This is a genomic window from Sphingobium sp., assembly GCF_003248505.1.
In the GTDB taxonomy this organism is placed as follows: domain Bacteria; phylum Pseudomonadota; class Alphaproteobacteria; order Sphingomonadales; family Sphingomonadaceae; genus Sphingobium.
This window is the reverse complement of the sequence record NZ_QFOA01000084.1, coordinates 1-14,004: the sequence shown is the minus strand read 5'-3', so window position 1 is coordinate 14,004 and position 14,004 is coordinate 1. Positions and strand designations below refer to the sequence as shown.

9 protein-coding genes are annotated in these 14,004 nt (G+C 62.5%); 8 read left to right on the top strand and 1 reads right to left on the bottom strand.

The window, feature by feature from the left end; translation table 11 throughout:
* Positions 1-526 precede the first annotated feature (526 nt).
* From DI606_RS17470 to DI606_RS17450, 5 genes are all read left to right on the top strand, one after another.
* Positions 527-2,710 (top strand): TonB-dependent receptor, encoded by a 2,184-nt coding sequence (locus tag DI606_RS17470; RefSeq protein WP_293985190.1) that lies wholly within the window; start codon positions 527-529, stop codon positions 2,708-2,710.
* 84 nt (positions 2,711-2,794) lie between these two features.
* Entirely contained in the window at positions 2,795-4,171 is a 1,377-nt protein-coding gene (locus tag DI606_RS17465; protein WP_293985189.1) for a metallopeptidase TldD-related protein, read from the top strand.
* Positions 4,168-5,637, top strand: a complete 1,470-nt coding sequence (gene tldD / locus DI606_RS17460; RefSeq protein ID WP_293985188.1) for a metalloprotease TldD — start codon at positions 4,168-4,170, stop codon at positions 5,635-5,637. Before DI606_RS17465 ends, tldD begins: the two co-directional genes overlap by 4 nt.
* 13 nt (positions 5,638-5,650) lie before the next feature.
* Positions 5,651-6,892: a thioredoxin gene (gene trxA, locus DI606_RS17455; protein WP_293985187.1), complete on the top strand. Its 1,242-nt coding sequence runs from the start codon at positions 5,651-5,653 to the stop codon at positions 6,890-6,892.
* A 94-nt stretch (positions 6,893-6,986) separates the two neighbouring features.
* On the top strand, positions 6,987-8,804 hold the full coding sequence (locus DI606_RS17450) for an ABC transporter ATP-binding protein/permease (RefSeq protein ID WP_293985186.1): 1,818 nt from the start codon (positions 6,987-6,989) through the stop codon (positions 8,802-8,804).
* 177 nt (positions 8,805-8,981) lie between these two features.
* Here DI606_RS17450 and DI606_RS17445 read toward each other — a convergent pair whose 3' ends face one another.
* Positions 8,982-9,575, bottom strand: a complete 594-nt coding sequence (locus DI606_RS17445; RefSeq protein ID WP_293985185.1) for an Lrp/AsnC family transcriptional regulator — start codon at positions 9,573-9,575, stop codon at positions 8,982-8,984.
* A 50-nt stretch (positions 9,576-9,625) separates the two neighbouring features.
* Here DI606_RS17445 and DI606_RS17440 point away from each other — a divergent pair, with 50 nt between their 5' ends.
* Genes DI606_RS17440 through DI606_RS17430 form a run of 3 tightly spaced genes read left to right on the top strand, consistent with a single transcriptional unit; the run spans position 9,626 to position 13,902 of the window.
* Positions 9,626-10,837 (top strand): PLP-dependent cysteine synthase family protein, encoded by a 1,212-nt coding sequence (locus DI606_RS17440; RefSeq protein WP_293985184.1) that lies wholly within the window; start codon positions 9,626-9,628, stop codon positions 10,835-10,837.
* Positions 10,834-11,838: a thioredoxin-disulfide reductase gene (gene trxB, locus DI606_RS17435; protein ID WP_293985183.1), complete on the top strand. Its 1,005-nt coding sequence runs from the start codon at positions 10,834-10,836 to the stop codon at positions 11,836-11,838. The genes DI606_RS17440 and trxB overlap by 4 nt, the downstream gene beginning before the upstream one ends.
* A 51-nt stretch (positions 11,839-11,889) precedes the next feature.
* Positions 11,890-13,902, top strand: a complete 2,013-nt coding sequence (locus DI606_RS17430; protein WP_293985182.1) for a M3 family metallopeptidase — start codon at positions 11,890-11,892, stop codon at positions 13,900-13,902.
* Positions 13,903-14,004 lie beyond the last annotated feature (102 nt).

Genomic DNA, 14,004 nt, shown 5'->3' with positions numbered 1-14,004 from the left:
GCTGCCAACCGCGCGAGCGAACCGGCTATCCGCTGGCTTATCAAGCAGGTGGAGTTGGTGGACGACGTTTCCAACGCCGGAACCTTCAGCCATTTGCCGCGCAAATGATGCGATCATAACAAGTCATTTGCATCAAGGGGGCAAAAAGCGCCGAATGTGCTTTCAGCCAAGCAAGATGTCGAATGGACAGATGAATAGTAAATCGTCTCGCTCAATCGCTATCCCGCTAAGCCGAACAAAAAATAATTGGGACATATCCCTAAAGTTCCAGGAGGCAACTCATTGCCAGCATTAGTTGGCAATGCTGTAGCGAAGGGAGGCATTTACCGTTATGGAGCACCGTCTTCACAAGAAAAATATGGCGTTGTTGGCAGCATTACAAGGGGTGCTTGCACCTGTCGCGCTTTCAATTCCCGCTGTTGCCGCCGCGCAGCAGGTCGCGAGCAGAGAGGATTCCCCCATATCCGTTCCGCCAGGTGATCTGGCAGAAACGCTCAGGCGCATTGGCGAGGCATCGGGTCACAGCGTGACCTACGACCCGGACGCGGTGAAGGGCATGATGTCGCCCGGCGTGAAGAAAGCGCATTCGTTGCGCGCCGCCATCCTGGAGGCCGTGCGTGGGCACGACCTTGCGATAAGGGTCGAGGATGATGGCAGTTTCGTCATCTTTCAGCCGATCGCCGCAGGCCCCAGCGATATCATCGTCACCGCCCAGCGCGACGAGGCGGAAACGAATTATCGCGTCAACAAGACAACGACTTCCGACCGGTCGGGCGGCACCTTGCGCAGCTTGCCCCAGAATACGGCCGTCGTCTCGGACAAGCTGATGCGCGACCAGCAGGCGCAGAGCGTGACCGAAGCGTTGCGAAACGTCGCAGGTGTCGCGTCCTTCGCCAATAACGGGACCGGCCTCACAAGCGCCACCGTGCGTGGATTTGAAGTGACGCCTTTGCGCAACGGCACAGGCCCGACCGCCAGCGGCGGGAACCCCTCTGCGGGCATTGAACCCACGGCGAATATCGAGCGTATCGAGGTGCTCAAAGGCCCTGCCGCCATCCTGGCCGGGCAAAGCAACATCGGCGGCACGATCAATGTCGTGACCAAGAAGCCGACGGCCGATCCCTTGCTGGTGCTTTCAGGCGAATATCAAAGCCGCGACAGCTTTAAGGGCACGATCGACGCCTCCAACGCGCTTGTGCCGAGCAAGGTGCTGAGCGCGCGGATCGTGGCGGAGGTTCAGGGCGCCGACCGCAGCTACGGCGGCAGCATCGGCCGGAAGGAAAAGTTTCTTTCGCCCTCGCTGCGCTACAAGAAGAGCGGGAGCGATTTCACCATCGGTCTCACCACGTCCGAACAGCGTGAAGCCATCCCGTTCTGGACGATCATCAACACAGTGCCTGACAGTGCGACGCCCGTTGGCGGCCTGATCTCGCGAGATCGTTATGTAGTGGGACGCAAAAGCGCCAGCATTTCAGCGAACAGCACGCGTCTATATGGTGATTTCACGCAGGCCGTGACACCTTGGCTCGACCTGGTCGCCCGCGGTGAACATTATACGCAGACCGTCGATCAAATACCGATCAACGTGATCGACACCCTGGATTATGGCAAGTTGCTGGCGTTCAACAGTCATGCCCTGGACAAGACGCGCGGCGATTCCGTTGACGGCTACGGCCGTTTCCAATTCTCGACCTTCGGCATCAAGCATACGCTTGTCACGGGCTATAACTACACCCGGACGAACATCCGGCATTTCGATGCGCCGTCAACCATGGTGGAAGTCGATTTTCTCGATCCGACCGCCACGATCGCGGAACCGGAGCCGGTGCTGCCTAACCCCTCCTACATCATAGGCTTCCGGGAAAACGCCGTCTATGCGCAGGAACTGCTCGAATATGGCCCTGTCCATCTGAGTTTGGGTATCCGCCGGACCTGGTTCGTTTCGACAGCCTTTCTGGACGGCTTTGGAGACACCGAACCGGCCAAGGCCGTCAGCACTGTGCCGGCATTCGGCCTGGTCGTGGACCTGTCGCCCTCTGTCTCGGTCTTCGGCAACTATAGCAAAGGCTATATTCCCACGACCGAAGTGTCGTTCACAGGCGAGAAACTGCCCGACATCCGGTCCACCAACAAGGAAATCGGCGTTAAGGCCGACCTTTTCGACAAACGTGCGTCGTTGGTGGTCAGCCTGTTCGACACCCGGCAGAACAACCTGCTCATCCCCGATCCCGCCCATCCGGGATATGCCATTTCCATCATAGGTGGTCGGCGAGCGCGGGGTATCGATGGCACCCTGACCGGGCAACTCCTTCGCGGCCTCAACGCCAACCTGACCTACAGCTACACCAAATATGACTATGCCAACGCGTCCGCTGCGGCCGCCGCGGGCAGCGTCTACATCCCGGGGCAGCCGGCCCATAAATATAACGCGTTCCTGTCATATGACCCGCAAAACGCCTTCGTTGGCGGTGCGATCGGACTGTCGGGGTATTCCAGAACCTATGCCCAGGTCGGCCTGCCAGGCTACCGCATCCCGGGCGGATCGCAGGTCGATGGCAACGTCTATTTCAAGAAGGGCGGCGCCCGGTTGAACATCGGCGTCAAGAACCTGCTCGACAAGCGGCTTTATCAGGCCACCTCGAACCCGCTCTTCGTGCCGATCGCCGACGGACGGACGATCACGGCCACGCTCAGCTACCGCTTTTTCTAAACATGACCGGATAACCCGGCGGGCCGGATGCATATTCCAGGCCTGCCGGGACACCATCACGCACCATATGAAGGGACACACTACATGCCCCCCCGTCAAATATCCGACGGCTATCTGCTTCATTCGGAGGACGCGCTTCTCAAGGTCGCGGAGCAGGCCGTCGCCCGCGCCGTGGCGTTGGGCGCCTCAGGGGCTTCAGCCCTGGCGAACGAAAGTTCCGGCATCACGATCACCGTCAGCGATGGCGCTCCCTCCTCCTCGGTGCGCGATGGCGGGCAGTCCCTGACGATAACCGTGTTCGACAATGGTCGGTCCGGACAGGCCAGTACCGAAGCGATCGACGAGGCATCGGTGGACCGCGCCGTCCGGCACGCGTGCACCATCGCCTCAAAGGTCGAACCGGACGCCGACAGCGGACTTGCCGATGCCCGATGGCTCGCGCGGACCGGCCCCGACGTGGCGGCATTCGCGCCATCGGATCGCTCCGCCGACGAACTGATTACCCTGGCCCTCGAGATCGAAGCCGCCGCGCTGAACAGGCAGGTGGCGCCGGGCATCCGCGTCCGCGTCAGCGAGGCGACCGCGAGCAGCCATGACTTGCGCTGGGCGCGCGCAACCAGCGCCGGCTTTGCCCGCGCCGCCAGCGCTTCCATCCAGTCGCGCGCATGTGTCGCGATTGCCGATCGAGACGGCGCCATGGTCCGGGACTGGTGGCAGGCGTCGGAACGGCGCGAAGACAGCCTGCCCGATAGCGAGACTATCGCCCGCGAAGCGGTCGACCGCACCGTTGCCAAGCTCGGTGGCCGCTCGGTGCCGACGCAGACCACACCGGTGCTGCTGGACGCCAGAATGGCAGCGTCTCTTGTGTTCGATCTGGTTGGCGGCCTGACCGGGGCCGCGCAACAGCAACGGTCGACATTCATGGTCGGTGCGCTCGGCACACGGCGCCTGGCCGCGCATATAGACCTCCTCGAAGACCCGTTCGAGCCGTTCGGCATGTCCAGCTTCGCTTGGGATAGCGAAGGTATTGCCGGATCGCGACGCCATATCGTGCGCTCCGGCACGATCGAAGGCTATTTCCTCGATGTCCGCACCGCCCGCAAGCTGGGGATGCAGCCATCCGGAAGCGCGGACGGCCCGGGCAACCTGACCCTCACCAGCAGTCTGACCGACCCCGGCGACGACCTGCCCGCCATGCTGCGGAAGTTGGACCGGGGCCTGTGGATCACACAGTTCCTCGGCGGCGGAGTCAATCCTGCGACCGGCGCCTATTCCAAGGCGGTCGAAGGGTTCTGGATCGAAAATGGCGAGGTGGTGCATCCGGTGCAGGACATGACCGTGGCCGGCGACCTGCCCGCCATGTTCGAGGGCATCGTGGCGGTGGGGGCGGATCAGCTACGCCAGGGTTCGGTCCGCACCGGTTCCATTCTGATTGACAATATGAGGATTGCGGGTCGATGACAGTTGCTTCTCCGGCGCAGCAGCGCCTTGCCATCGCCACCGGGCGGTTGCTCGAACCAAACGATCTCGACACAGCGCATCTCGATACCACGCTGGCCGGCCTGCACGGCGGCGGGACGGATTTTGCCGATCTCTATTTCGAGACCACCACCCGCGAATCCTGGCGTCTGGAAGACCAGTGCGTGACGAGCGGCGACTATTCCGTGTCGCAAGGGGTGGGCGTGCGGACGGTCGCCGGTGACCGGTCTGCCCTTGCCTATTCCAGCGACCTTTCGGCGCGCGCGCTCAAGGCTACGGTGCAAAGCGCCCGCGAGATGCAGTTGCGCGGGACAGACGCCGCCCGCACCCACGGCGTGCCGGGGATGCGGGAAAACCCGCCAGGCCTGGACCTTTACACGCGGCAGGATATTCTGGGCGCACGCGATGCAGAGGGCAAGATAGCGCTGCTGCGCGACCTGGATCGCCGCGCTCGCGCGGTCGATCCCCGGATCAGGCGCGTCACCGCACGGCTGGAAGTCACGGAAACCGTCATTCTGGTCGCAGCGAGCGACGGCACGCTGGCCGCCGATGTCCGGCCCATGATCCGCATGAACCTGAGGATCGTGGCCGAGCAGAACGGCGGCTTCTCCACGGGCTCTGCCGGCGTTGGTGGCCGCTACGGCTTCGATGGTTTGACAGAGGCCGCCATCGACCGGCTGATCGCCCGATCGACCCGTACTGCGCTGGTCAACCTGGACGCCAGGCCAGCCCCCGCCGGGGTTATGCCGGTCGTGCTCGGCCCCGGCTTCCCGGGCATCCTGCTGCACGAAGCGGTCGGACATGGGCTTGAAGGCGACGCGCACCGCACGCGCTCGTCGGTGTTCGCGGAATATATGGGGGAGATGATCGCGGCGAAGGGGGTCACCGTGGTCGATGACGCCACCTTGCCCCGCCTTGCCGGTTCGCTTCACGTCGATGACGAAGGCACGCCAGGTGAACGGACCGTGCTGATCGAGAAGGGCAAACTCACCGGCCTGATGCAGGATCGGATGAATGCGCGCTTCACGAACAGCCGCTCGACCGGCAATTCGCGGCGCGAATCCTATGCCCACATGCCCATGCCGCGCATGACCAACACGTTTCTGGAAGCCGGTGAGCAGGATCCGGCGGAAATTGTCGCCTCGGTGCAGAACGGAATATACGCGGCCGAATTTGGCGGCGGCACCGTTGATATCACCAGCGGGCGCTTCAACTTCTCCGCGACCGAAGCCTATCTGATCGAGAACGGAAAGATCACCGCGCCCATTCGCGGGGCGACGCTGATCGGCGTCGGCCACGAAGCGCTCAAACATATTTCGATGATCGGCAACGACCTGGCGCTCGACGACGGCGAAGCCGTCTGCGGGAAACAGGGACAGAGCGTGTTCGTCGGCGTCGGCCAACCCACCGTTCGCATCGACGAGATGGTTGTCGGCGGTTCAGCTTAACATGGAGTTAGTTATGTCGGGGATCACCACCGTCACGGACGACAATTTTGACGATTATATCCGCAAAAGCACAGAGCCGGTGCTCGTGGATTTCTGGGCCGCATGGTGCGGCCCCTGCAAGGCGCTCGCCCCAACGCTCGACGGGCTGGCACAGGATTATCACGGCGTCGTGAGCATCGCCAAGATGGATGTCGACGCAAATCAGGCGACCCGCGACCGCCTCGACGTGCGCGGCATTCCCATGCTGGCACTGTTTGTCGATGGGCAGGAAATCGCCCGCCTGACCGGGATTCAGTCGAAGGCGAAACTCAGCAGTTTCCTGGACGGTCATCTCGACCGCACGCCGTCAGAGCAGCCTTCCGCTGCCGTGCCAGCCATCCCAACCAGCGCCTTTCTTGGCGACCCGGCGGTCAAAGCCCTTTGTCTGGAGCGATTGCATCGTCACATCGCCGCAGAGACGGCGCTGCCCGGTTTCACGACATGGGACGGCGCCAATGGAAGCCCGCTGGGATGCGCGACGGAATGCGCGTCGGCGGACGATGCCGCAGCAGCGACAGGCATTCCGGCGAGCCTGATCGAACTCGCCGACATGCTGGCGACCTATTACGGTTCGGCGGCGGCGGGCAGCACCTGTGTGGCGGAATGGCTCGATGCGGTTCCGGTGGGAGCAGACTGCTCCGGCCTGCCGGTCGAGATGATCGTGGCCCTGTTGCAGACTGCCGAGGTGCGCGAGGCGGTCGACACCGATCCGGCCTTGTCGGCGCTGCTCGCGGAAATCGTCGCGCTCCATCGCGAAGCGCCTGACCGGGCCGATGCCGGTCGCTGGGCCAAGCTGCGCCAACGTGTCACGGAACTGGTCAAGAGCGGCGACGGGGTCGAGGGCGCGCTTCGCGAGTGCCTGGAGAGCGCGACATGGCCGCTCAGCAACGGTGACGTACTGCGCGACGTTCTCAACAACGGCTCGATGATCCCGACCGCCCGCGCGACCAGCAGCGCCGGATGGACCAATGAGGACGAACGCAACGCCTCCACCCAGCTCAACGAGATCGCCAAGGAGATGATCGGTGCCGGACGCGAGCCGTCCGATGCGGCCGACGAATTCATCCGCCGCAACCCCGAACTGGGCAACCGCTGGATGGCAGCCGTCACCGCTCAGCAGGACGCGATGATTGCGTTCGGCCAGGCGGTGGGCTGCCTGCTGCTCGAACGCACCCGCGCCCTGGCGGCACAAGGGACGAAACCATCGTTCGGATGAAAGTACGAACCGGCCTGCCCCATCGCGGCTTCCAGGCATGGAACGCCTGGAAAAGACCCTTTGGCGGCACCCGGTTCGCTCACAAGGAAGAGATATGACAGATTCATCATCTGCTGATCGGTCGGAAGCCCTGATCCCGCAACCCGTCGTGTCGGGCGAAGTGCTTCGCGAAAAGGGCATGGCGCCACCCGAACCGGCGGGCGGTCGCTGGGCGCATGCCTTCAGCCTGTTCAAAAGCTACTGGTTCTCCAGTGACTGGAAGTTTGCCTGGTTCGCGCTTGCGGTCCTCCTGGCCTGCCAGTTTGGCGGTGCCTATATCTTCGTCGTCAGCAACCGCTGGGAGCAGAATTTCTACGACAGCGTCCAGAACAGGGACGCAGCGCGCTTCTACTGGATGATCGCGGTCTTCATCGGCATTATGGGGATGCAGGTCGGCTATACGCTCATCAACTCCTATTTCGAGATGACACTTGGCATCCGTTGGCGGACCGAACTGACGCGACGCTATCTTGGTCGCTGGATGGCACGGGACCGCTTTGCCGAAATCGAACGCCTCCGGCTGATCGACAATCCCGACCAGCGTATCGCCGAGGACATCAACGGCCTAACCAGCCAGGGCCTGGGCCTTCTCGGCATCGTCCTCGCCTTTGTCGGCGTGATCGCGACATCGGTAAGCATGATCCTGATCCTGCTGGAAACCGCAGAGCCTATTCGCTTTTCGCTGTTCGGTTCCGCTATTTCGATCCCCGGCAGCACGGTCTGGTACGCCTTCATCTATGCCATCCTCGGCAGTGTCATCATGGCAAAGATCGGCAAGCCCTACATCCGCGCGACGATGGCGCAGCAGCATCGTGAAGGCGATTTCCGCGCGACACTGATCCACGTCCGTCGCAACGCGGGCCAGATCGGTTTGTCGGGAGCGGTTGACCGGGAACGCGCATCGCTTGCCGACGCATTCGAGCAGGTCCGCTTGAACTACCGCCGGGTGATATTTGCTACGCTGGGCATCAATATGGGTCAGGGCATCTACGAACGGATCGGCGGCGTCCTGCCGCTCTTCCTCATGATCCCGCGCTATTTCAGCGGCGCGATCAGCTTTGGCCAGGTCATGGGGGCGAAAGACGCCTTCATGGGCCTCACCATGCAATTGTCCTATTTCGTGCAGGGCTATGCCAGGATCGCTGCCCAGATCGCCAACCTTAATCGTCTGAAGGGTCTGGACGACGCTCTGGATCATGAAAGGCCGCGCGGCATCGCCTTTGGTGCGCGCGACCTGGGTGGACGGACCGTGCTGCAAACCCACGCCATGACCGTCTATCGTCCGACTGGCGAACCGCTGCTCGACCTTGGCGACTGGACCGTAAAGGCGGGTGAGCGCTGGGTCGTGCGCGGCCCATCGGGCGCTGGCAAAAGTACGCTGCTGCGCGCCATCGTTGGCCTTTGGCCGGAAGGCAGCGGGTCGGTCACGCTCGACAATCGCGGCAGCGTGATGGTGGTTCCCCAGCGGCTTTACCTGCCGCTCGGCACGCTCAAGGCGGCGGTGTGCTTCCCCGATGACGACCATCTCCACGACGACGCCAAAATCCAGGCGTCCCTCGATAAGGTCGGCCTCGGTACCCATCGCAGCCAGATTCATCAGTCCAGATTTTGGCAGGAGGAACTGTCTCCGGGCGAACAGCAACGCCTGGCGCTGACCCGCATCCTCCTCCACCGGCCCGACGTGCTGATCCTCGACGAAGCGACGAGCGCGCTCGACCCGGAGAACGCAGCGATCTTCTATCGGGAACTCGCATCCGCGCTGCCCCATGCCACCCTCATCAGCGTGGTTCACGATGACCGCCTGGAGGTGCATCACACCCATGCGCTGCTGATCGAGAATGGCACGGTCACGCTGAATACAATCGGGGACTGACAGTTCGGAGCGCCCAATAACCAACTGTACGGGAAGGTCGTGGCCTGACGCCGCTACCTTCCCGTGACGAACGTCGCGGACTGAGCCGGATGATTCCCCACAATGCAGGTCAGGCAGATGCTCGCTCGTCGAACCGGCGCTGAGCCAACGCCCCCGCCGTTTGGCGAGGCAATCCCGTCAATCCCGCGCCTGTCCAATATATTCGAGAGGAAGAGCCTGGCTGTCCTTGATAGTCTCCATCGAGATGTAAGCGGCGACATCATCAATCTCTACGCCAGAGATCAGCCGCTTGTAGACGTCGTCATAATGCTGGATGCTGGGCACTGCCAGCTTGAGCACATAATCGGCTTGCCCCGTCAGGCGATGGCACTCCAGCACTTCGGGAATGTCGGCAAGAATGGCGCGGAAACGCCTGAGCCACTCCGCGCTATGCTTTGCGCCGATGATGACGAAAATGGTGATCGGAAGTCCCAGCTTGTCGCGATCCAGCCGCACGACGCTTCCGACAATATAGCCGAGCCGACGCAGTTCAGCGATCCGGCGCGAGCAGGCGGAGGGCGACAAGTGAACCTTTTCGGCTATCCGGAACACCGGGGTCTCGCTGTCTCGCTGGAGAATATCGAGAATTGCAATGTCGCGTTGGTCCAACATTCGATTCGATTTCCCTTCGGCTGATGCCATTTGCCCCGTGGGCAAACCATGCGCATTTAAAAGACTTCTCGCGCCTTTCATGTGCATAATGCCAAAGTCGCGCCACAAAATGCGCACCACATGCGCAGTACCTGCACTATCATGCAGGCCGCTACTAACAGGTATCTCCGATGATCAGAAACGCTTCCGCCGTTGCTTTTCCGCTATATGCCTGCGGTACAGGGGCATCGCGCGATTGGGTGAACCGTGCGATCGGCACGCTCATTGCCGAACAGATGCGTTCCGCAGACACGCACTTGCTCGAAGTGACACTCAATAATGCGCCGGGCATTTCGCTTTACCTCAAGGATGAGTCGAGCCACCCTTCCGGCAGCCTGAAACACCGCTTGGCGCGCTCCCTGTTCCTTTACGCGCTGTGCAACGGCTGGATCGGCCCGGACACCACGATCGTGGAGGCATCTTCGGGATCCACGGCGGTATCGGAAGCCTATTTCGCGCGACTGCTGCACCTGCCCTTCATCGCGATCGTCCCGGCGACGACGGCGCGGGAAAAAATCGCCCTGATCGAGCGTCAAGGCGGTCGCTGCCATCGCGTCGCCGATCCCCGCACCATCTATGCCGAGGCGGAGCGCGTCGCCGCGGAATGCGGTGGACATTATATGGATCAGTTCACCTATGCAGAGCGCGTGACGGACTGGCGCGGCAATAATAACATCGCCGAATCCATCTTCGACCAGTTGCGTCTGGAGCCGCAGCCGGTGCCCGCCTGGGTGGTCTGTGGAGCAGGTACCGGCGGCACGTCGGCCACGATCGGACGCTTCATACGCTATCGGCGGCTCCCGACCCGCCTGTGTGTCGCCGATCCCGAAAGTTCGGTCTTTCACCGGCACTATCGGGACCGGTCGATCGCCGATCAGCCCTGCGGGATGGCCGGGTCGATCATCGAGGGCATCGGACGCCCGCGGGTCGAACCTTCCTTCATCCCCGATGTCATCGATAGCATGCTGCCGGTGTCGGACGCCCAGAGCATTGCCGCGATGCGGATCATATCCGAACGACTCGGCCGCCGCTGCGGTGGTTCGACCGGCACGAACATCTGGGCCTGCGCGCAGATCATCGACCATATGATGCGGCGCGGCGAGACGGGATCGATCGTGACGATCCTCTGCGATCATGGCGATCGCTATGCCGATACCTATTATTCGGACGACTGGCTGGCGCAAAAGGGAATCGACTGGGACGCCCCCTATCGGCGGCTCCAGGACCTCTTCGACGAAGGACCTTGCCTTGGGGAATCGGTTCCTGCCGAACATTCTGTCGCGTCCGTAAGCAACGCGTCGATCGCCAGCGTTTCCAGTACCTACGAAAGGACGTTCGATTGACCACCGATCTGCATAGCAAGGTCATGATCGTCGGATCGGGACCCGCCGGGTACACCGCCGCCGTCTATGCCGCGCGCGCCGCGCTGGAACCGTTGCTGGTTCAGGGACTTCAGCCGGGCGGGCAGCTCACCATCACGGGCGAAGTCGAGAACTGGCCCGGCGACATGCAGGTGCTCGGCCCCGACCTCATGGCGCGAATGGAAGAACACGCGCGCCATGTCGGCACGACGATCGTCACCGACCATATCGTCGATATCGATCTTTCGGTCCGGCCGTTTCGCGCGCGCGGCGACGGCGGCGCGACCTATACGGCGGATACGCTGGTGATCGCCACCGGCGCGTCGGCCCGCTGGCTGGGCCTTGCCAGTGAAACCCAGTATCGCGGCAGCGGCGTTTCCGCATGTGCCACGTGCGATGGCTTCTTCTACCGCGGGCAGCGCGTCGCTGTCATCGGCGGTGGCAACACCGCAGTGGAAGAGGCGCTGTTCCTGACTAACTTTGCGGAGAAAGTCTATCTCGTCCATCGGCGGGACAGCCTGCGCGCGGATCGCACCAACCAGGCCCGTATCTTCGCACACCCGAAAATCGAGATCCTCTGGAATAGCGAGGTGGTCGAGATCGCCGGAGATGGCCGCGTTGTCACCGGCGTGAAGCTCAAGGACAGGCTGAGCGGCGCAATCTCGCACCGCGATCTGGAAGGGGTGTTCGTGGCGATCGGCCACGATCCGGCGACGACGCTTTTCACGGGGCAACTCGCCATGGATGAGGATGGGTATATCGAGGTCGAACCGGGCACGACCCGCACCAGCGTGCCCGGCGTGTTCGCGGCGGGTGACGTCCAGGACCGGCACTTCAGGCAGGCGATCACCGCAGCCGGCATGGGCTGCATGGCGGCATTGGAGGCGGAACGCTATCTCGCGGCACAAACCGGATCGCCCGCTCCCCTCAATGGGCAATCCACGGCGGAGGTCGATGCCATCCTTGCCGCCTCTCCGCAGTAAGCCGTGCACGTGCCCAACCAGCTTTCCGACCCGTTAGACAAGGTACCGTTCATGATTGCTACCGAACGCCTGCTCGATCCTGCCGATTTACCTCCCTTTGCGGACATTGAGCCCGATGACCTGCTGGTCGCTCTCAAATCGGCCATTGCCGGTCGCGCGGCGGTGGTCGATGCGCTCGTCGCGACGCGACCGGCCGACTTCGCGAATGTCTGGCTGCCGCTTGAGCGCGCCACCACCAGATTGCAAGCGCTCTGGTCGGCGGTCGAGCATCTGCACGCCGTATCCGACACGCCTGCGTTGCGCACCGCCTATGCCGAAGGCCAGCGCCTGCTTGTCGAGCATGAGATGATCGTGGGGCAGAACCGCGATCTATACGAAGTTATCGCTGGCGTCCGTCGTTTGCCCGAATTCACGACCCTGCCCCCTGCGGATCAGGCCTGCATCGACCATTCGCTCCGGCAATTCCGGCTGGCCGGGGTCGCGCTCGACCCGAAGGATCGCCAAACATTCAGCGATATTTCGATAGAGTTGTCCACCCTGTCCACCGAGTTCGAGGCCGCCGTGCTGGACGCGACCGATGCATGGTCCGAACTGGTGGACGACGAGGCCACGCTCTCCGGCCTTTCGTCTGCGGATAAAGCGATGCTGGCTTCGGCAGCGGCATCCCGCGATCTGAAAGGCTGGCTTGTCACCCTTCAGCAACCCAGCGTCAATGCAATCCTGACCTTTGCCGAGGCTCGCGCCCTGCGCGAACGTGTGTATCGGGCGTTTGGTACCCGTGCTTCCGATCAAGGGCCGCATTCCGGTCAGTTCGACAACTCCCGCCGTATCGAACGCATACTCGATCTGCGTCATCGGGCCGCCAGCCTGCTGGGATTTGCCAATCCCGTCGATTGGTCGCTCGCCACCAAGATGGCTTCCGGAGCGGAAGAGGTGCTCGCGTTTCTGCGTGACCTCGCACGCCGCGCAAAGCCGATCGCAGAGTGCGAATTAGCCGATCTGCGGGATTTCGCCGCAACCCGTCTCGATCTGCCCGATCTGCAGCCCTGGGACATTCCCTTCGCTGCCAACCGCCTGCGCCAGGACCGTCACGCGATCGACGAGCAGGAGGTGAGGGCATATTTCCCAGCCAGCCGCGTGATCGAAGGCTGGCGCACGCTGCTTGATCAGCTCTTCGATATCACGCTGACCCCGCGCGACGACGTTCCCCTCTGGCATCCGGATGCCCGATATCTGGACGTGATCGACGACAAGGGCGCAACGATCGCGGGCCTGTATCTCGATCTCTACGCCCGTCCAGGCAAGCGTGGCGGCGCCTGGATGTCGTCTGCGCGTCCACGGCTCAACGATGGCAACATCAGCCGCGTGCCTGTGGCTTATCTGGTCTGCAATTTCGCGCCGCCCAGCGATGATAGCCCATCGTTGTTGAGCCACACCGACGTCATCACCCTGCTGCATGAAACGGGCCATTGCCTGCATCACATTCTGACGCAGGTGGACCGCCCCAGCGTCGCCGGGACCGCCGGGTTCGAATGGGACGCCGTCGAGTTGCCCAGCCAGTTGATGGAGGATTTCGGGCTGGACCGCGATGTGCTCACCGCAATGTCTGGACACTATCTGACCGGAGCCACCCTGCCCCGAGCGCTCTTCGACAAGCTGGCGGCCGCCCGGCATTTCCAGTCCGGCATGTTGTTGGTTCGGCAGATCGAGTTCGCGCTTTTCGACCTGCTGCTGCATCTCGGCACAATGGGGTCGGATCCGCTTGAAGTCATTGAATCCGTCCGTGACGAGGTTGCGGTCATCAAGCCGCCCGAATGGCATCGGTTCCCCCAAGCATTCACCCATATTTTCGCAGGTGGCTACGCTTCGGGGTACTACAGCTATCTCTGGGCCGAAGTGCTGGCTGCCGACGCTTTCCAGAAGTTCGTGGAAGCGGGACTGGTCGATCGGGCGACTGGCGATTGTCTGCGGGCGGAGATTCTGTCGCGCGGCGCCACCCGACCGGCAGCCGCCAGTTTCATATGTGGACGGCTCCCTCTTGCAAGGGCTGAACGGAAAATTTGATCTGATCGCTTGCTTCCATATGTCCGGCCTTTCGGTGCGGTCGCACGTGACCGCTGGCCAAGATGGTTTCCGCGGTGTGTGTTCCCAACAAGGCAGCGGCCT